Here is a 19,148-nt window from a genome sequence, read left to right as displayed (position 1 = left end):
ATGGCCACATTTTCATTAGGCAAACACCCGCACGTTGAGCTGTGCGATCTGCTCAAGCTGGAAGGCTGGAGCGAAAGCGGCGCGCAGGCGAAAATTGCCATTGCCGACGGGCTTGTCAAAGTGGACGGTGCGGTGGAAACCCGCAAGCGCTGCAAGATTGTCGCGGGCCAGACCGTGAGCTTTGAAGGCCAGAGCGTGACCGTGACGGCGTAAGCCGTTTGATGCCCGGTGGCGCTGCGCTTACCGGGCCTACGTACTGTCTCCGTTTGTAGGCCGGGTAAGGCGAAGCCGCCACCCGGCAATTTCTATCTCTATCCCCTCACACCCATCACGGTTATTTATCGATCCACTTCAAATAATCAGTATTTCGTCTGTTGAAAAGTGAAAATTCAGTTGCGCGTTTTTCACGCTTTGCCCACGATAAGTAGAACGTTCTACTAAAACGTTCTACTTACAATAACAGCGCCAAAAAAGCGCTACTCGGGGGAAATCAGCATGAGTCTGATATCAGGGTTTGTTAAATCGCTGTCTAAGTTATCGATGATTGGTCGCGCCTTAATGCTGCCAATTTCACTGCTTCCCGCTGCGGGCCTGCTGCTGGCCTTCGGCGATAAGTTCCATCTGCCGCTGATGATGAACGCGGGCGGGGTTATCTTTGATAACCTGCCGATGCTGTTTGCCATTGGCTCTGCCGTGGGCCTGGCGTCAGAATCCGGCATTGCGGCGCTGTCCGCGGCGGTGTCGGTGTTTGTCACCAATATCACCATCAGCACCGTGCTGAGCATCACGCCGGAAATGGCCTCTCAGGGCGGGAAATACGCCATGGTGGTGGGCATTCCGACGCTGCAGATGGGCGTCTTCGGCGGCCTGATCTGCGGTATTCTCGCGGCCTGGTGCTATAACCGCTTCCACACCATGCAGCTTCCGGAATTCCTGGGCTTCTTCTCCGGCAAGCGCTTCGTGGCGATTGCAACGGCGTTCCTCTCGTTCCTGATGGGGCTGCTGCTGCCGTACGTGTGGCAGCATATCCAGGCCGGTATCGACGCCCTCTCCGTGGTCGTTAACGGCGACAACCAGGCGGCCTCGACCTTTATCTTCGGTCTGGTGGAGCGCGCGCTGATCCCGCTCGGTCTGCACCATATCTGGTATCCGTCGTTCTGGTATTCGTTTGGGGATTACACCACCCAGGCAGGCCAGGTGATCCACGGCGACCAGACCATCTGGTTCAAGATGCTGGAAGAAGGGGTGAAATCCTTCAGCAGCGACACCTACCAGAACGCCGGTAAGTTCATGCAGGGTGAATTCCCGCTGATGCTGTTCGCGCTGCCTGCGGCGTGCCTGGCGATGTATCACGAAGCCCATACGAAGAATAAGAAAATCGCGGCCGGTATTCTGTTCTCCGCGGCGCTGACCTGCTTCCTGACGGGGATCACCGAACCGGTTGAGTTTACCTTTATCTTCGTGGCGCCGATTCTGTACGTCTTTAACGCCATCATGGCGGGTCTGGCCTACATGACCATGTACCTGCTGCATGCGCATATCGCCAAGTCGTTCTCTGCAGGCTTTATCGACTATCTGTCATTCGGGATCCTGCCGTCGTTTAACGGCTACCAGACCCACTTCCTGAGCGCCATTATCATCGGCATTCCAATGGGCCTGATTTATTACTTCACGTTCCGCTTTGTGATCCGTCGTTTCGACGTGAAAACGCCGGGCCGCACCGAAGTAACCGCCAACGCGGATGAAAAATCGGATTCTGAACTCGCGACCGAGATCATCACCCTGCTGGGCGGCGCGCATAACATTGACTCCGTCGGCGCCTGTATCACCCGCCTGCGTCTGGAAGTGGCAAAAAGCGACGCGGTAGATAAAGACGGTCTTAACGGACTCGGCGCGCGCGGCGTGGTGTTTGTCGGCGACAACGGCATTCAGGTGATTTTCGGTGCCAGAGCACAGTTTATCGCCCAGACCATGTCCACCATGATCGGCAAATAATAAGATGCCTGAACGACACGTCTCCTGTACGCTGGGAGGCGTGTTTTATCTGGCTGATAATCGGTAAATTTCAGGGAGCGGTTTTGAAGAAAGTCAGCATTATTGATGTCGCGAAGCACGCGGGCGTGTCGGTTTCCACCGTCTCGCTGGTGCTGCGCCAGAAAGGGAAAATCTCAGAGGCAACGATCGAGAAGGTCAACGCTGCCATCAATACCCTGGGCTATGTTCATAACGTTGCCGCTGCCAACCTTCGCGCCAATACCTCTAATCTGATTGGCCTGATCCTTCGCGACTTTAGCGACAGCTTCTCCATCAAGGTGATGGCGAGCATTGTTCAGGATCTTGAAAAACAGGGATATATGGTTTTTCTCGGTCAGCCCCAGAACGACCATGACCAGCTTGAGCGCTGCCTGCTGTCGTTTAAGCAGCAGGGCGTCGCCGGGGTGATCTATCTGGCCTCGGATACCCGCACCGCCACCCTGCCGGAAAAGATTCGCCACTGCCCGCTGCCGCTGGTGGTGGTCTCGCAGTCGCTGCTGGATGAAAAATGCAATCTGGTGATGCGCGATAACCGACAGGCGGCCAGTCTGGCGGTGCGTTATCTTATCGAGCGCGGTCATCGTAATATCGCCTACATAGGCGGACGGGAAGGCTGCCTTATCCGCGAGCAGCGCCTGCTCGGCTTTCGCAGCGCGATGGCGCAAAACGGGCTGGTCTGGCGCGATGAATACTCGCCGGCCTGCAGCGATGACACGCTGGCAGCGGGTTTTGCCACCCGCCAGCTGCTGGAAAAAAACAATACCATCACCGCCCTGCTCTGCCACTCGCCGGATGCCATGATCGGCTCCATCTCCGGTATTCATCAGGTCGGGCGTACGGTGGGTAAAGATGTGTTTCTGACGCAGCAGGTCGCCCTGGTCGGTTTCGAAGATATGCTCCACGTTAACCTCACCTCGCCCTCGTTTACCTACGTTTCGTCCGCCAGCGAAGAGACGGGGCGTCAGGCGGCCGGGCTGATGATTCGCACGCTGAAGGAGCCGACGCTGCAAACCCAGCGTATTACGCTCTCCGGGCAGCTTATCGCACGCGAGTCGGCGTAAAATCAGAATTTAGCACAGGTCTTTTAGCGCGGAATGACTGCTATATTTCCATGATTTGCCATGGATAATCACAATGCCTACCGTCATTACACACGCTGCTGTTCCGCTTTGCCTGGGCTTAGGCCTGGGGACAAAAGTTATCCCACCCCGCCTGCTGTTTGCCGGGATTGTTCTCGCCATGCTGCCGGACGCCGACGTGCTGGCGTTCAAGTTCGGCGTCGCGTACGGCAACGTTTTCGGCCATCGCGGCTTTACCCACTCCCTGCTGTTTGCCTTCGTGGTGCCGATACTTTGCGTACTGACTGGACGACGATGGTTCCGGGCCAGCCTGACGCGGTGCTGGCTGTTTTTAACCGTGTCACTGCTGTCGCACAGCCTGCTGGATTCGATTACCACAGGCGGGAAAGGCGTCGGCTGGCTGTGGCCGTGGTCGGATGAACGCTTCTTTGCGCCGTGGCAGGTGATTAAAGTCGCGCCGTTTGCGCTCTCACGCTATACCACGCCGTACGGGCATCAGGTGATTATTTCAGAACTGCTGTGGGTGTGGCTGCCGGGGGTGGTGCTGATGGGAATGTTGTGGTGGAAAAGAAGGTAAAAAAAAGCCGGGTGGCGGCTGCGCCTTACCCGGCCTACTTTTGCCTGTTGGCCCGGCAAGCGTAAGCGTCACCGGGCGTTACAGACTTACTTACGGCGCCAGGTCGTTCCCTGCGGTCCGTCCTCCAGGATGATGCCCATCTCGGTCAGACGGTTACGCGCCGCATCGGCCGCCGCCCAGTCTTTCGCCTGACGCGCTTCCAGACGCGCTTTGATCAACGCTTCAATCTCCGCCACTTCACCGTCGTCCGCCTGCGCACCGCTCTGCAGGAACGCGTCCGGCTCCTGCTCCAGCAGACCGAGCACGGCAGAGAGCTTACGCAGATGTGACGCCAGCGCATTCGCGGCCGCCATATCCTCGGACTTCAGGCGGTTCACTTCGCGCGCCATGTCGAACAGCACGGAGTAGGCTTCCGGGGTGTTGAAGTCGTCGTTCATCACCTCAACGAAGCGCGCTTCGAACGCTTCGCCACCTGCCGCCGGAACAGACCTGTCGGTTCCGCGCAGCGCGGTGTACAGACGCTCCAGCGCCGAGCGCGCCTGCTTCAGGTTCTCTTCGCTGTAGTTCAGCTGGCTGCGATAGTGGCCAGACATCAGGAAGTAGCGCACGGTTTCCGCGTCGTAATACTTCAGCACGTCGCGCACGGTAAAGAAGTTACCCAGCGATTTCGACATCTTCTCGCGGTCAACCATTACCATCCCGGAGTGCATCCAGTAGTTCACGTACTCGCCGCCGTGGGCGCAGGTGGACTGCGCGATTTCGTTTTCGTGGTGCGGGAACATCAGGTCTGAACCGCCGCCGTGAATGTCGAAGTGCTTGCCCAGCTGCTTGCAGTTCATCGCGGAACATTCAATGTGCCAGCCCGGACGGCCGTCGCCCCACGGGGATGGCCAGCTTGGTTCACCCTCTTTGGACATCTTCCACAGCACGAAGTCCATCGGGTTACGCTTCACGTCAACCACATCAACGCGGGCACCGGCCTGGAGCTGGTCCAGATCCTGACGGGAAAGCGCACCGTAGGTTGGGTCCGTCGGCACGGAGAACATCACGTCGCCGTTGTCGGCAACATACGCATGACCGCGGGCGATCAGCTTCTCTGTGATCTCGATGATTTCGTGAATGTGGTGGGTCGCGCGCGGCTCGCTGTCCGGACGCAGAATATTCAGGGCGTCGAAGTCTTTGTGCATCTCAGCGATCATGCGATCCACCAGCGCGACAAAGCTTTCGCCGTTTTCATTCGCGCGCTTGATGATCTTATCGTCGATGTCGGTGATGTTGCGCACATATTTCAGCTTGTACCCCAGAAAACGCAGGTAGCGTGACACCACGTCGAAGGCGACAAAGGTACGGCCATGGCCAATGTGACAGAGATCGTAAACCGTAATACCACACACGTACATGCCGACTTCCCCGGCATGGATAGGTTTAAATTCCTCTTTTTGGCGCGTCATTGTATTAAAGATTTTTAACATCGAAGATTCCATGTAAACACGTGTGTGGTTGAAAACCGGCTATTCTACCCGTAATTCAAACCCGAAGCAGCACACAATGCAAGGTGATCGCATCCTGTGGTTATGCTATAACAAGCCCCTATAGATGACCCGAAGGCGGGTCGACGTACCACAATAACGGAACAGGATGCAAAAATGGTTACTTTCCACACTAATCATGGCGATATCGTAATCAAAACCTTTGATGACAAAGCGCCTGAAACAGTTAAAAACTTCCTGGACTACTGCCGCGAAGGTTTCTACAACAACACCATTTTCCACCGCGTGATCAACGGTTTCATGATCCAGGGCGGCGGTTTCGAACCTGGCATGAACCAGAAAGCCACTAAAGAGCCGATCAAGAACGAAGCGAACAACGGCCTGAAAAACACCCGCGGCACGCTGGCGATGGCACGTACTCAGGCGCCTCACTCTGCTACTGCACAGTTCTTCATTAACGTGGCGGACAACGACTTCCTGAACTTCTCCGGCGAAAGCCTGCAGGGTTGGGGCTACTGCGTATTCGCAGAAGTGGTTGAAGGTATGGACGTGGTTGACAAGATCAAAGCCGTCTCTACTGGCCGCAGCGGTATGCACCAGGACGTTCCAAAAGAAGACGTTGTGATTACCAGCGTGACCGTCAGCGAGTAATTGGTGGCGACACTCTTTATTGCGGATCTTCATCTGCAAACAGAAGAACCGGCGATAACCGCCGGTTTTCTGCGTTTTTTACGCGGTGAAGCGAAAAGCGCTGATGCGCTGTACATCCTGGGCGACCTCTTTGAAGCCTGGATTGGCGACGACGATCCTAACCCGCTGCACCGTGAAATGGCCGCCGCCATTCACGCGCTGGTGGATTCGGGCGTCCCCTGCTACTTCATTCACGGCAACCGTGATTTCCTGATCGGCAAGCGCTACGCCCGTGAAAGCGGCATGACGCTGCTGCCGGAAGAACAGGTGCTCGACCTCTACGGTCGCAAGGTGCTGATTATGCACGGCGACACGCTCTGCACCGACGATACCGGCTACCTGGCGTTTCGCGCCAAAGTCCACACCCCGTGGATCCAGAAGGTGTTCCTTGCCCTGCCGCTGTTTATCCGCAACCGCATCGCCGTCAGAATGCGCGCAGGCAGTAAAGCCGCCAACAGCAGCAAATCCATGACCATCATGGACGTCAATCCGCAGGCGGTCGTGCGGGTGATGGAAAAGCATGACGTTCAGTGGCTGATCCACGGTCATACCCATCGTCCTGACGTGCATTCCCTCATCGCCAACGGCCAGCCCGCACACCGCGTGGTATTGGGTGCCTGGCACACCGAAGGTTCCATGGTCAAAGTCACGCCTGAGGGCGTGGAGCTGATCGCGTTTCCGTTTTAACCCCTCCACATCATTCTATTTTTTTGAACAATATCGGCAAATTGTTTCGATTTTAATCCGCCCGTGGTCGGCCTATTATTTATCACATCAGGGCAACACGCCCTATCCCAGACAAAACACTTAAGGAATACGACCATGAAATCCATCAAAACTTTCGTTGCAGTTGCGGCTCTCTCCCTGGTTTCTTTCGGTTCTTTCGCGCAGAGCGTGAGCGCAACCGCCTCTACCCTTGACCGCGCAGAAGCGAAAATCGCTGCACAGGCTGCTGAACAGGGTGCGTCTTATAAAATCACCAGCGCGAAGGTCGATAATCGCGTGTATATGACCGCTGAACTGACGAAATAATGATTGCCCCTCGACGAAAACAGACCGCCAGAATGCGGTCTGTTTTGTTATGAATTGATGGCAACAACGGCTCAAGATTTAACCGCGCAACCGTTTTCCTTGCCCGTATAACATGCTATTCTCTGTGCCCTCGAAAGCAGTGTGTTTCGCACCACAGGAGTTTTAAGACGCATGTCTTCCCGCAATAATCCGGCGCGTGTCGCCATCGTGATGGGGTCCAAAAGCGACTGGGCTACCATGCAGTTCGCCGCCGAAATCTTTGACATCCTGAATGTTCCGCACCACGTTGAAGTGGTCTCCGCGCACCGTACGCCGGACAAACTGTTCAGCTTCGCCGAAAGCGCCGAAGAGAACGGTTATGAGGTGATCATCGCCGGTGCGGGCGGCGCAGCACATCTGCCGGGCATGATTGCCGCCAAAACCCTGGTGCCGGTTCTGGGCGTACCGGTTCAGAGCGCCGCGTTAAGCGGTGTGGACAGCCTCTACTCCATCGTTCAGATGCCGCGCGGTATTCCTGTCGGCACGCTGGCGATTGGCAAAGCGGGTGCCGCAAACGCCGCCCTGCTGGCCGCGCAGATCCTGGCGACGCACGATAAAGACTTACATCAGCGTCTGGCGGCGTGGCGTAAAGCCCAGACCGACGAAGTGCTGGACAACCCGGACCCGCGGGGTGCGGCATGAAGCAGGTTTGCGTCCTTGGTAACGGCCAGTTAGGCCGCATGCTGCGTCAGGCCGGTGAGCCGCTGGGTATTGCCGTCTGGCCCGTCGGGCTGGACGCCGAGCCAGAAGCCGTCCCATTCCACCAGAGCGTGATCACCGCCGAGATTGAACGCTGGCCGGAGACCGCTCTGACCCGCGAGCTGGCGCGCCATAACGCCTTCGTTAACCGCGACGTGTTCCCGATCGTTGCCGACCGCCTGACGCAAAAGCAGCTGTTCGACAAGCTCGGCCTCGCGACCGCGCCGTGGCAGCTCCTGTCCGATAAAAGCGAGTGGAACGACGTCTTCGCCATGCTGGGCGAGCTGGCGATCGTGAAGCGCCGCGTGGGTGGCTACGACGGCCGCGGCCAGTGGCGCCTGCGCGCAGGCGACACCGCCGAGCTGCCGAATGACTGCTACGGCGAGTGCATCGTTGAGCAGGGCATTAACTTCAGCGGTGAAGTCTCGCTGGTTGGCGCGCGCGGGCATGACGGCCGCACGGTGTTTTATCCGCTGACGCATAACCTGCATCAGGACGGCATTCTGCGCACCAGCGTCGCCTTCCCGCACGCCAATGCCGACCAGCAGGCGCAGGCGGAAGAGATGCTCTCTGCCATCATGCACGAACTCGGTTATGTCGGCGTCATGGCGATGGAGTGCTTTATCACCCCGTCCGGTCTGCTGATCAACGAGCTGGCACCGCGCGTGCACAACAGCGGCCACTGGACGCAAAACGGCGCCTCCATCAGCCAGTTTGAGCTGCACCTGCGCGCCATTACCGACCTGCCGCTGCCGCAGCCGGTGGTGAACAGCCCGTCGGTGATGATCAACCTGATCGGCACCGATCTGAACTACGACTGGCTGAAGCTGCCGCTGGTGCATCTGCACTGGTATGACAAAGAGGTCCGCGAGGGTCGTAAAGTCGGCCACCTGAACCTGAACGACAGCGACACGGGCCGTCTGAGCGCCACGCTGGAAGCCATGATCCCGCTCCTGCCGCCGGAATACGCGAGCGGTATTGTCTGGGCACAATCTAAGCTTAAATAGTTCTCCCTCCGCCGGGGAGTTGACCTCCTCTTTCCCCGGCGTACAATTCCCGCCCATTGCTGCTTAGCTTTCTTCTGGAATAACCATGAACGATGGAACGGACTATCGCGCGATCCTCGCGTCCGATACCCCTTTAATCGACGTTCGCGCGCCGATCGAATTTGCCCAAGGCGCGATGCCAGCGGCAGTCAACCTGCCTTTAATGAATGATGACGAGCGCGCCGCCGTCGGCACCTGTTATAAACGTCAGGGACCGGACGCCGCGCTGGCGCTCGGCCATCGCCTGGTGAGTGGCGACACGCGTGAGGCCCGCATCAACGCCTGGCGCGAAGCCAGCCTTGCCCATCCTGAGGGCTTTCTCTGCTGCGCGCGCGGCGGCCAGCGCTCGCATATCTCGCAGGCCTGGCTGAAAGAGGCGGGTATCGACTACCCGCTGATCCGCGGTGGCTATAAAGCCCTGCGCCAGACGGCGATTCAGGTGACCATCGAGCAGTCGCAAAAGCCGATGGTGCTTATCGGCGGCTGTACCGGGAACGGTAAAACCCTGCTGGTGAAGCAGCACGCGCAGGGTATCGATCTGGAAGGGCTGGCGCACCATCGCGGCTCGTCATTTGGCCGCACGCTCACGCCGCAGCTTTCTCAGGCCAGCTTTGAAAATCACCTTGCGGTTGAGCTATTGAAAAAAGACGCCGCGCGCTGGGTGCTGGAAGATGAGGGCCGGATGATTGGCTCCAACCACCTGCCGGCCTGCCTGCGCGACCGCATGGTTGAAGCCCCTATCGTGGTGGTCGAGGATCCGTTTGATATTCGTCTTGAACGCCTGCGCGAAGAGTATTTCGACCATATGTGGGCGGATTTTTCTGCCGCCTACGGCGAGGAAGCGGGCTGGAAAGAATACAGCGAGTACCTGCATCACGGCCTGTTCGCCATACGCCGCCGTCTTGGGCTGCAGCGCTTTGCGGAATTTACCGCGCTGTTAGACTCCGCGCTGCTGGAACAGCAACGCTCTGGCCGCACTGACGCGCACTTCAGCTGGCTTGTACCGCTCCTGAACGACTATTACGACCCGATGTACGGCTATCAGCTGGAGAAAAAGGCGGAAAAGATTGTGTATCGCGGGACGTACGAAGAAATTGCTGAGTGGCTTGATCGCTGAAAAATAAAGCCGGGTGGCGGCTACGCCTTACCCGGCCTACGCGTACTGTTGTGGCCCCGGTAAGCGCAGCGCCACCGGGGAACAGACGGCTTAGAAGTCGTAACGCAGACGCACCAGGTTCATGTCGCCCAGGTTGTCGGTGCTGGAGGTGAACACGTGTTCGTAATCCACGCGGAAACCGTAATCCAGCTGGAAGCTGATACCCACGCCGTTGTCGATGCGCTGGTAGTTACGGCCGTTCACGTACTCAATGCGGTCACCCATGAAGTAAGGCTGGATGGATTTAACCGCGTACTGACCGACTGGGAATTTGTACCCTGCGAAGTACTCAATACCCCACGCGTCGCCTGCAAAGTAGTCGTTAACAGACACTTTTTTGGTGGTCAGGAAGTTCTGGTACCAGCCGCCGCCTGCGGAGAAGGTCCAGTTGTCCGGGGTCCAGCTCAGCGCGGTACCGAGGATGTTCTGGTCGTAGGTTTTGCTGTCGCCGTTGTCCGGGTTACGCATGTCGGCGCGGGTGTAGTTCCACGCGGCGCCCCAGGTCAGATCGGTAGTCAGGTGGTAATCCAGACCCAGCGAGCCGCCGCCTTTACGCTTGTAGCGCAGGCCGTTGCCCGGCAGGAATTCGCTGTCTTCAAACAGGTAGGATGCATAAATGTCAGCATCGCCCACGGTTTTCTTATATTTCAGCATCTGGCGTGAACGGTAAGAACCGTCGTAGTCGCCGTTGATCCCGTTACCCGGTGCCTGAGCGATCATGTCGTAGTCCCAGATATCGGTTTTCGCGCCAACCACATCATAGTAAACGCTGTTCTGTTGACCGAAGGTCAGCGTACCCCAGGTGTCGCTCTTCAGACCGGTATAGAGCATACGACGCGTGGTGTCGTGTGCGCCTTCGGCGTAGTGGTGATCCCAGTTAAACTGCGCAGGAATATTCACACCCAGCTCGTAGTAGCTGATCCAGCTGATGTCATCAAACAGGTAGTAATCTGCCGCGAAACGGAAGCGGGTGCCGCCGTCAAAGCCGTTACGCTTGTAGCTGTTTTTCCCGTCGTCGCCGGTCATGTTCTGGAACTGAGGACGAATACTGCCGCCAACGGTGAAGTTCAGGCGGCTCAGCGGGTTACCCGCCTGAGGATCCTGCTTAAGAACGGTGATTTCCGCCTGAGAAGCGAAGGTCGTTAATGCCACTGCCGCGCCAATCGTTGCCGCCAGCGCTGATTTTTTTATAGTCATTATTTTTCCTTAATAGACACGCTGCTAAATATTTAGCGGGTGAATATTAACTGGAAATAATCGGGCTGTGTGGACGGGTTTTTAATGTTTTGTGCTACTAAATGAGTGGGTATTATCACTTTGTGCTATTTAAACACTACGCACCGGCATAAAAATCCGGTGCGTAATTATCACTATACTAAATCAACTCGCAAACTGACGGAACAGGGCTTTGCCCTTTAACAGCCGCGTGCCGAGCCAGCCTCCGCAGAGAGAAAGCAGCCCCGCGCCGCACAGAGGCAGAGTCAACCAAAGACGCCAGTCAGGCTCCCACGGGAAGTCGAAGACCTTTGTCTGCAGCACCGCCAGCGCCGTCTCTGCGCCAATGGCGGCCACCAGACCGGCCACCAGCCCCAGCAGCGCAAACTCGCTCCAGAGCGTCATTCGCAGCAGCCGCTTACCGGCCCCCAGCGTGCGGTAAACCACCAGCTCCTGATGGCGCTGGCGCATGCCCACCTGCACCTGGGCCAGCAGCAACAGCACGCCGCAGATCGTTACCAGCACTACCATGACCTCCAGCGCGCGGCTCACCTGCTCCAGCACCTGCCCCACCTGTTTGAGGATCGCGCCGATATCCAGCAGGCTGACCGTCGGAAACTCCCGGTTGAGCTGGGTCAGCATGCCGTTGCCGTTTTCCCAGCGGAAGCTGGTCAGCCAGCTCTGTGGCTGCCCGTCCAGCGCCCCCGGCGGGAAGATAAAGAAGAAGTTGGGCCGCAGGCTCTCCCAGTCCACCTTACGCAGGCTGGTGACTTTCGCGGTGAAATCCTGGGTATCGCCGGTGAAGGTCACGCTGTCTCCCAGCTTCACGTTCAGGCGCGTCGCCAGCCCCTCCTCCATCGACACCTCCCCCGCTTTTGGCGGCCAGGTGCCGGCGGTTATCGGGTTGTGATCAGGGCGTTTATCCTGCCATGTCAGATTCAGCTCGCGGTTCAGCGACTCGTCCTTGTTCCCCTCCGTTGGCTGGCCGTTGATCTGCGTCAGACGCGCGCGAACGATGGGATAGAACGATTCGGGGATGATGTGATGCTCCGACAGGAAGCCCTTCAGCGGCGTAACCTGCTCAGGGGCGATATTGATCAGGAAATAGTTCGGGCTTTCCGGCGGAAGCTGCTGCTGCCAGCGGTCGAGCAGATCGCCGCGCAGCACCAGCAGCAGCGCCAGCAGCATAAACGACAGCGAGAACGCCGACAGCTGGCTGAGCGTAGACCAGGGCTGGTGCAGCAGACGGTTGACCGCCAGGCGCACGGGCAGGGATTTTACCGTCACCCTTTTCAGGAGGTTGAGCAGTATCCAGCCCAGCACGCCGCACAGCAGCGCCAGCACAACCGCCCCGGCCAGCACCGCCCACAGCAGCGTGCTGCCGCCCATCAGCCACGCCAGCAGCCCCACCGCCACCGCAATAATCACCGGAAGGTAGAACTTCAGCGGCCAGACGTTCGCCACCACATCGTTGCGAAGCACGCGCAGCGGCTGCGTGGCGAGCAGCAGGCGGTAGGGCCGGAGCCCCACCAGCACCGAGATCACCGTCATCGCGCCCATCGCCCACAGCCACGGCCAGAAGCTGGCCGGCGGCAAGGCGACCGGAAGCACCGGCTTCAGCATCACCATCAGCAGCTTTTCAAACAGCATCCCGATTATTCCGCCGGTCAGCGCCGACAGGACCAGCAGCATCAGCCACTGGCCGACAATGAGCTTGCGCAGCTGCGCCCGGCCCGCCCCCAGGGTTTTGAGGATCGCCACCAGGTCGTAGCGGCTGCGGCAGTAGTGCCCCATCGCCACGGCCACCGCCGCCACCGCCAGCAGCAGGGTCAACAGGGCCGACAGCAGCAGGAACTGCTGAGAGCGCTCCAGAGATTTACCGAGCGCCCCCTCGTCCTGCTCCAGCCCGTACCAGCGGTGTTCCGGTTTGAGCTGCGGCAGAAGCCATTTTTCATACGCGGCAAGCTGGGCGGGCGTGCCGCCAAACTTATAGCGCCAGGTAACGCGGCTGCCCGGCTGTACCGCATGGGTGGCCGCGACATCCGCGGTGTTCATCAGCAAGCGCGGCGCAAGCTGGAAGGGGTTAAATCCGCCGTCGGGCTCCTGCACCACTTCCCCGGCGATTTTCAGCGTGGCGTCGCCGACGTCGATACTGTCGCCGGGTTTGAGGTTCAGCAGCGCCATCAGACGCGATGCCAGCAGCACCGTACCGGGCGTCGGCTTTAACCCCGGCGGACTGGTCTGTAAGTCACCGTACATCGGGTAGATATCATCGACGGCCTTGACGCTCGCCAGCTGCGGCATGTCGCCCGCGAAGGTCATGGTCTGGAAGGTGAGCTGCTCTCCCACCTTCAGCCCTTCTTTGCGCGCTGCTTCAATCCAGCCCGGCGGCACGGGGCGGGAGCTTTCCAGCGCCCTGTCCCCCGCCATAAACTCCCGGCTCTGCTGGCTGAGCCCTTTTTCCATGCGGTCGCTGACGCTGCCGAGCGCCAGCACGCAGGCCACCGCCAGGCTGAGCGCCAGCCAGACAATCAGCAGCGAGGGCGAGCGCCACTCGCGCCAAAACCAGCGGGTAATCATGCTTCCTCCTGCAGAACACCGTTCACCAGCCGCAGGCGACGGTCGCAGCGCGCCGCGAGCTGCGGATCGTGGGTGACGAGGATCAGCGTGGTGCCGTGCTCGCGGTTGAGCGAAAACAGCAGGTCGGCAATCCTGTCGCCGGTTTTACGGTCAAGGTTGCCGGTAGGCTCATCGGCAAACAGCACCTCAGGGCGGCCGTTAAACGCGCGGGCCAGCGCCACGCGCTGCTGCTCACCGCCGGAAAGCTGGGCGGGAAGATGGTCGAGACGTTTCCCCAGACCGAGCTGTTCCAGCAGCGCCTTCGCATGCGCGCGGCTTTCACGGCTGTTTTCACCGCGCAACAGCGCCGGGAGCTCGACGTTTTCCAGGGCGTTCAGGGTTGGGATCAGCATAAAGGACTGAAAGACAAAACCAACGTGACGCGCGCGCAGCGCGGCCCGCGCCTCTTCATCAAGCTGATGCAGCGGCTGCCCGACAAGGTGGACCTCGCCGCTGCTGCCGTCGTCCAGACCGGCTAAAATCGCCAGCAGCGTGGACTTACCGGAACCGGATTCGCCAATCAGCGCGATGGTTTCAGCGCGTTTGACAACGAGTTCAACTCCAGTAAGGATGGAAAGCTCGTGTTCCCCCTGACCGACGGACTTCTTAAGATGATGAACTTCAACACTGTTTTCCGCTGGCATTTGCCCTTCCTGTTTTTGATTCTGATGACCTTCCGCGCGGCGGCAGCGGACACGTTACTGGTTCTCGGCGACAGCCTGAGCGCAGGCTATCGCATGGCGGCTGGCGCGGCCTGGCCCGCTCTGCTCAATGACAAATGGCAGAGCAAAACGCCTGTAATCAACGCCAGCATCAGCGGCGATACCTCACAGCAAGGTTTATCGCGCCTGCCTGCGCTGCTCAAACAGCATCAGCCGCGCTGGGTGCTGGTTGAGCTGGGCGGTAATGATGGCCTGCGCGGTTTCCAGCCACAGCAAACGGAGGATACGCTGCGCACCATTTTGCAGGAGATCAAGGCGGCAAACGCCCAGCCGCTGCTGATGCAAATTCGCCTGCCCGCCAACTACGGTCGTCGGTATAATGAGGCCTTTAGCGCGATCTACCCCAAGCTTGCCAAAGAGTTTGATATTCCGCTGCTGCCATTTTTCATGGAAGAGGTCTATCTCAAACCCCAGTGGATGCAAGACGACGGGATCCACCCCAATCGCGATGCGCAGCCGTTTATTGCCGACTGGATGGCAACGCGGCTGGCTCCTTTAGTTAAACATGACTCCTGATTAAGCGGAGATCCTGACAGGTAAAGTTATGCAAAAATCGGTCTTAATTACAGGATGTTCCAGTGGAATCGGTCTGGAAAGCGCGCTCGAATTGAAGCGCCAGGGGTTTCGGGTTCTGGCGGCCTGTCGCAAACCTGACGATGTCGAACGCATGAACGGGCTGGGCTTTACCGGCGTGCTGCTGGATATGGACTCGCCGGAGAGCGTTGACCGCGCCGCCGATGAGGTGATCGCCCTGACCGGTAATCGTCTTTACGGCCTGTTTAATAATGCCGGTTACGGCGTGTATGGCCCGCTGGATACCCTCTCCCGCGAAACGCTGGAGAAGCAGTTTTCGACCAACTTTTTCGGCGTACATCAGCTCACCATGCGTCTGCTCCCCGCGATGCTGCCGCACGGTGAAGGGCGCATCGTGATGACGTCGTCGGTGATGGGGCTGATTTCCACCCCGGGCCGCGGCGCTTACGCCGCCAGTAAATATGCGCTGGAGGCCTGGTCCGACGCCCTGCGCATGGAGCTACGCCACAGCGGCATAAAGGTCAGCCTGATTGAACCCGGCCCGATCCGCACCCGCTTTACCGAAAACGTTAACCAGACGCAGGCGGATAAACCGGTCGAGAACCCCGGCATCGCCGCACGTTTTACCCTCGGGCCCGAGGCGGTGGTGGCCAAAGTGCGCCATGCTTTTGAGAGTGAACATCCCAAAATGCGCTATCCGGTGACGCTGGTCACCCATGCCGTCGGCTGGTTAAAACGCCTGCTGCCGGGCCGGATAATGGACAAAATTTTACACGGTTGAGTTGAAGCGCCGACGCGCATCCCCATGTAAAGAACAAACCGACAAAAGAGAAAGCCGCATGTCCGTACAGAATATCGTCAATATCACAGAAGCTAACCTGCAACAGACCCTTGAACAGTCGATGACCAAACCGGTCCTGTTCTACTTCTGGTCTGAACGTAGCCAACACTGTCTGCAGCTGACGCCGGTGCTGGAAAGCCTTGCCGCCCAGTACAATGGTCAGTTCATTCTCGCGAAGCTGGACTGTGACGCCGAGCCGATGGTCGCGTCTCAGTTTGGTCTGCGCGCCATTCCTACCGTCTATCTGTTCCAGAACGGCCAGCCTGTTGATGGCTTCCAGGGGCCGCAGCCGGAAGAGGCCATCCGCGCCCTGCTGGATAAGGTGCTGCCGCGCGAAGAAGAGCTGAAAGCGCAGGAAGGCATGGCGCTGATGCAGGAAGGTAAATACGACGAGGCGCTGCCGCTGCTGAAAGAGGCGTGGCAGCTGTCAAAACAGAACAGCCAGATTGGCCTGCTGCTGGCGGAAACGCAGATCGCCCTGCACCGCTCAGAGGACGCGGAGGCCGTACTCAAGACGGTTCCGCTGCAGGATCAGGACACCCGCTATCAGGGGCTGGTTGCACAGATTGAGCTGCTGAAGCAGGCGGCGGATACCCCGGAAATTCAGCAGCTGCAGCAGCAGGTTGCCGACAACCCGGCGGACGCCGCGCTGGCAAGCCAGCTTGCGCTGCAGCTGCATCAGGTGGGGCGTAACGAAGAGGCGCTTGAGCTGCTCTTCAGCCATCTGCAAAAAGATTTAGCCGCCGCAGACGGTCAGGCGCGCAAGATGTTCCAGGAGATCCTGGCCGCGCTGGGCACCGGCGACGCGCTGGCGTCGAAGTATCGTCGTCAGCTTTACGCGCTGTTGTATTGATAAAAAAGCCCGGTGGCGGCTTCGCCTTACCGGGCCTACAAAGACGATGTTACCCCGTCTTTTTCAACTGCGTCACCACCAGCTGGTGGCGCGCGTTGTAGAACTTCCGATAGGTCAGGTAGCAGGCAATGATGGTGGACAGGCTTGCCGTGGAAAGCAGCATAAACGTCACCATGATCTGATACTTAATCGCTTTTACCGGATCGATACCGGCAAAAATCAGCCCCGACATCATGCCCGGCAGGCTCACCAGCCCCACCGTTTTGGCGGAATCTACCGTAGGGATCAGCGATGAACGAATGCTCTCGCGAATCAGCCGCGCCGAGGCCACTTTTGGCGTTGCCCCCAGGCTTAGTTTCTCCTGCAGCTGCTGCTGTTCGCTGCTGAAACGCTGGCCGAGGTTGTTATAACAGAGCCCAACGGCCACCATCGCGTTCCCCGCGATCATCCCCGAGATAGGGATGACCTGCATCGGCGTAAACTCAATCGAGCCGGAGAGCACCAGCACCGCCAGCGTGAGCGCCGTCCCGGTAGTAATCGCGATAAACGATGAAACAAACGCCTTATCAATGTATTTACTGCGCTTTTGCGCATTCCACGCCGCGTTAAAGCAGATAAACAGCACCATCAGCAGGGTCAGCACCGCGTGGTTAACGTTGAAGATATACTTCAGCACATAGCCGACGATGATGAGCTGAATCACCGCGCGGCAGATACTCCACACGATATCTTTTTCCAGCCCCAGCTTTTCCCGGTAGCTGACCACAATCGCAATCAGCACCAGCACCATCGAAAAGGCCAGCGATTCGTTCGTAATGTTATGCTCACCCACGGTTTGCCTCCTGCATTTTCCCGCCGTGCGGCTGGAGCGTGATTACGTCATCCGCATGGGTTATTTCGTTAGCGTCGTGCGTCACCCACAGCACGGCAATGTTCTGCTCCCGGGCGTAACGATGAATAATCTCGTTAACGTTGCGCTTGTTGACGTCATCGAGCGCGCTGGTGATTTCGTCCAGCAACAACACCTTCGGTAAAAACTGCAGGTTGCGGATCAGCGAGACCCGCTGCTTTTCGCCGCCCGACAGCGCGTTGATGGATTTGCTCAGCGTCTCCTGCGCCAGGCCAAAGCGGGCCAGATCCTGGATAAACTTTTCCGGCTCCGGCGTTTTATTGCGGATTTGCCACGGAAAAATCAGGTTGTCATAGACCGTATCGCCAAAAAGCACGGGCGTTTGCACGCAGTACGAGACCTGCTGGCGATAGCTTTCCGGGGAAAGCGAGGCGATATCCTCGCCTTCAAACAGAATGGCTCCTTCCGTCGGGCTGAGGAGTGACGCCACAATCTTCAGCAGCGTGCTTTTCCCACAGCCTGAGGGGCCCGTGATTAATTTAAACTCGCCCGGCGACAGGCTAAACCCGACGTGCTGCAGGATCGTGTTTTCCCCGACTCGAAATCCGACATCCCTGAGAAGTAATACGTTTTTTTTATCGTTCATTGCGCTTCCGTTGACCGCTTTTTGTCATAACCGTCTGTAGCATAATCCTTTCGCCCGCGCAGCGCGAATAGCCTCACGCTGAAGCAAGTGTTAAGCTTTTTGTTTGTAAATTGTCATCACCATCACTACAGGAAGTATGCAGCATGGCACATATTTTTTATGAGTTTCCCTCCCTGAAGCCTGGTGTTCCTGATGTCGAAACATTAATGGACGTCATCAAATCGTCGGAACGCACGCGTTTTGTGATGGGTGAAGAGGTGGTGGACTTTGTTAAGAAGGCGCTCATCGTGAACACCACGATCGGCAGCTTCAAAAATTGCTATTTTGCCTTCGACAACGGGACACACTTCCTTGAATTTGACGGTAAAGGCAAATCAAAACGCTTCAATGAGGTGCCGGACTGGTTCGTCTCTCCGGCGGAATTTTCGCGCACCCAGTGGCTTATCAACCACAATCTTGCGGATGTGAAAGCCACACAGTTCATTGACGTCCTGATGTCCTACCCGCTGAAAGCGCGCCGCGCGCACTGCAATTTGTTATTCGGGCTGGAGCTGGAAAAAGTCAACGCGGTTCCGGCCACGGCGTCAGCGGCAGGTAAAATCGGCAATAAAAACGGTAAAACCACCAAGCCCCGCGTCACCGATCTGGGATCGTTCGAGCTGTTCAGCCAGTTCTTTGCGCGCATGAAAACCGCCGTGCAGGCCGATGAGTTCCCTACTCTGCAGATCCTGACGGGCATGGATAACCTGGCAAAAGCGCCGCATAATTTAAAGCAGGGCATCAGAACCTGGTTTAAAGCCATCGCGGGCGACCTTCCACCGAATAACAAACGCGTTGAAGCGGGGAATGCCGTTCTGTTCTGCGCCCCCCTTCGCGAACAGATCCAGCGTATCGAAGCGCGGGGGCTGGAGCATTACTACCAGGGATTATCCAAAGCCATTGCCGAAGCGGGTGATGGCTTCATCTCTGACTTTACCTATACTTACGAGCAATAAATACACACTTTCACTCATCACGGCATGCAAA

The 19,148-nt window shown here is 58.0% G+C and carries 20 protein-coding genes; 14 read left to right on the top strand and 6 right to left on the bottom strand.

Features of this window, described 5'->3' with window-relative positions:
• The 4 genes from ybcJ (at position 1) to AA74_RS0114545 (ending at position 3,690) form a co-directional block, all read left to right on the top strand.
• Positions 1–213: a ribosome-associated protein YbcJ gene (gene ybcJ, locus AA74_RS0114560; protein ID WP_004143016.1), complete on the top strand. Its 213-nt coding sequence runs from the start codon at positions 1–3 to the stop codon at positions 211–213.
• Positions 214–495: 282 nt separating this feature from the next.
• On the top strand, positions 496–1,995 hold the full coding sequence (locus AA74_RS0114555) for a PTS transporter subunit EIIC (protein ID WP_008499331.1): 1,500 nt from the start codon (positions 496–498) through the stop codon (positions 1,993–1,995).
• Positions 1,996–2,078: 83 nt separating this feature from the next.
• The gene (gene malI / locus AA74_RS0114550) at positions 2,079–3,095 is read left to right on the top strand and encodes a Mal regulon transcriptional regulator MalI (RefSeq protein ID WP_025912647.1); all 1,017 of its coding nucleotides are present in this window, start codon (positions 2,079–2,081) and stop codon (positions 3,093–3,095) included.
• A 73-nt stretch (positions 3,096–3,168) separates the two neighbouring features.
• Positions 3,169–3,690 carry a metal-dependent hydrolase gene (locus tag AA74_RS0114545; protein ID WP_023326825.1) on the top strand — a complete coding sequence of 174 codons (522 nt, stop codon included), beginning with the start codon at positions 3,169–3,171 and terminating at the stop codon, positions 3,688–3,690.
• An 86-nt stretch (positions 3,691–3,776) separates the two neighbouring features.
• On the opposite strand, the gene cysS is transcribed toward AA74_RS0114545, so the two are convergent.
• Positions 3,777–5,162 carry a cysteine--tRNA ligase gene (gene cysS / locus AA74_RS0114540; RefSeq protein ID WP_008499328.1) on the bottom strand — a complete coding sequence of 462 codons (1,386 nt, stop codon included), beginning with the start codon at positions 5,160–5,162 and terminating at the stop codon, positions 3,777–3,779.
• A gap of 174 nt (positions 5,163–5,336) precedes the next feature.
• Between cysS and ppiB the strand changes: the two genes are divergently transcribed.
• From ppiB to mnmH, 6 genes are all read left to right on the top strand, one after another.
• On the top strand, positions 5,337–5,831 hold the full coding sequence (ppiB, locus tag AA74_RS0114535; protein WP_008499327.1) for a peptidylprolyl isomerase B: 495 nt from the start codon (positions 5,337–5,339) through the stop codon (positions 5,829–5,831).
• Between the two features lie 3 nt (positions 5,832–5,834).
• On the top strand, positions 5,835–6,557 hold the full coding sequence (lpxH, locus tag AA74_RS0114530; RefSeq protein WP_025912646.1) for a UDP-2,3-diacylglucosamine diphosphatase: 723 nt from the start codon (positions 5,835–5,837) through the stop codon (positions 6,555–6,557).
• A 135-nt stretch (positions 6,558–6,692) separates the two neighbouring features.
• A complete protein-coding gene (locus AA74_RS0114525; protein WP_008499325.1) occupies positions 6,693–6,902 on the top strand; it encodes a YdgH/BhsA/McbA-like domain containing protein in 210 nt (69 codons plus the stop codon).
• A gap of 171 nt (positions 6,903–7,073) precedes the next feature.
• Positions 7,074–7,583: a 5-(carboxyamino)imidazole ribonucleotide mutase gene (purE, locus tag AA74_RS0114520; RefSeq protein WP_023616863.1), complete on the top strand. Its 510-nt coding sequence runs from the start codon at positions 7,074–7,076 to the stop codon at positions 7,581–7,583.
• Entirely contained in the window at positions 7,580–8,647 is a 1,068-nt protein-coding gene (gene purK / locus AA74_RS0114515) for a 5-(carboxyamino)imidazole ribonucleotide synthase (RefSeq protein WP_008499323.1), read from the top strand. The genes purE and purK overlap by 4 nt, the downstream gene beginning before the upstream one ends.
• A gap of 85 nt (positions 8,648–8,732) precedes the next feature.
• Positions 8,733–9,803, top strand: a complete 1,071-nt coding sequence (gene mnmH / locus AA74_RS0114510) for a tRNA 2-selenouridine(34) synthase MnmH (RefSeq protein WP_025912645.1) — start codon at positions 8,733–8,735, stop codon at positions 9,801–9,803.
• A 90-nt stretch (positions 9,804–9,893) separates the two neighbouring features.
• On the opposite strand, the gene AA74_RS0114505 is transcribed toward mnmH, so the two are convergent.
• The 3 genes from AA74_RS0114505 to ybbA all read right to left on the bottom strand — a co-directional run bounded on the left by AA74_RS0114505 (position 9,894) and on the right by ybbA (position 14,320).
• Positions 9,894–11,039: a porin gene (locus tag AA74_RS0114505; protein ID WP_023293123.1), complete on the bottom strand. Its 1,146-nt coding sequence runs from the start codon at positions 11,037–11,039 to the stop codon at positions 9,894–9,896.
• A gap of 183 nt (positions 11,040–11,222) precedes the next feature.
• Positions 11,223–13,637, bottom strand: coding sequence for a putative ABC transporter permease subunit YbbP (gene ybbP, locus AA74_RS0114500; protein ID WP_025912644.1), 2,415 nt, complete (start codon positions 13,635–13,637; stop codon positions 11,223–11,225).
• The gene (gene ybbA, locus AA74_RS0114495; protein ID WP_008499319.1) at positions 13,634–14,320 is read right to left on the bottom strand and encodes a putative ABC transporter ATP-binding protein YbbA; all 687 of its coding nucleotides are present in this window, start codon (positions 14,318–14,320) and stop codon (positions 13,634–13,636) included. The genes ybbP and ybbA overlap by 4 nt, the downstream gene beginning before the upstream one ends.
• Between ybbA and tesA the strand changes: the two genes are divergently transcribed.
• From tesA to AA74_RS0114480, 3 genes are read left to right on the top strand one after another with little or no spacing between them, the layout of a single operon-like run.
• Positions 14,288–14,914: a multifunctional acyl-CoA thioesterase I/protease I/lysophospholipase L1 gene (tesA, locus tag AA74_RS0114490; protein ID WP_122008371.1), complete on the top strand. Its 627-nt coding sequence runs from the start codon at positions 14,288–14,290 to the stop codon at positions 14,912–14,914. The genes ybbA and tesA overlap by 33 nt on opposite strands.
• 28 nt (positions 14,915–14,942) lie before the next feature.
• A complete protein-coding gene (locus AA74_RS0114485) occupies positions 14,943–15,713 on the top strand; it encodes an SDR family oxidoreductase (RefSeq protein ID WP_008499317.1) in 771 nt (256 codons plus the stop codon).
• A gap of 58 nt (positions 15,714–15,771) precedes the next feature.
• Positions 15,772–16,626, top strand: a complete 855-nt coding sequence (locus AA74_RS0114480; RefSeq protein ID WP_023293125.1) for a co-chaperone YbbN — start codon at positions 15,772–15,774, stop codon at positions 16,624–16,626.
• 49 nt (positions 16,627–16,675) lie between these two features.
• On the opposite strand, the gene fetB is transcribed toward AA74_RS0114480, so the two are convergent.
• Positions 16,676–17,458: an iron export ABC transporter permease subunit FetB gene (gene fetB, locus AA74_RS0114475; protein WP_023293126.1), complete on the bottom strand. Its 783-nt coding sequence runs from the start codon at positions 17,456–17,458 to the stop codon at positions 16,676–16,678.
• Positions 17,451–18,122 (bottom strand): iron ABC transporter ATP-binding protein FetA, encoded by a 672-nt coding sequence (gene fetA, locus AA74_RS0114470; RefSeq protein WP_023293127.1) that lies wholly within the window; start codon positions 18,120–18,122, stop codon positions 17,451–17,453. The genes fetB and fetA overlap by 8 nt, the downstream gene beginning before the upstream one ends.
• 143 nt (positions 18,123–18,265) lie before the next feature.
• Here fetA and AA74_RS0114465 point away from each other — a divergent pair, with 143 nt between their 5' ends.
• Positions 18,266–19,117 (top strand): hypothetical protein, encoded by an 852-nt coding sequence (locus tag AA74_RS0114465; protein WP_023326818.1) that lies wholly within the window; start codon positions 18,266–18,268, stop codon positions 19,115–19,117.
• The last annotated feature ends 31 nt before the right edge of the window (positions 19,118–19,148 follow it).

The organism is Enterobacter sp. 5-4, assembly GCF_000612205.1.
In the GTDB taxonomy this organism is placed as follows: domain Bacteria; phylum Pseudomonadota; class Gammaproteobacteria; order Enterobacterales; family Enterobacteriaceae; genus Enterobacter; species Enterobacter roggenkampii.
Note: the sequence above shows the minus strand (reverse complement) of the source record. Positions and strands in the feature narration are given on the sequence as shown.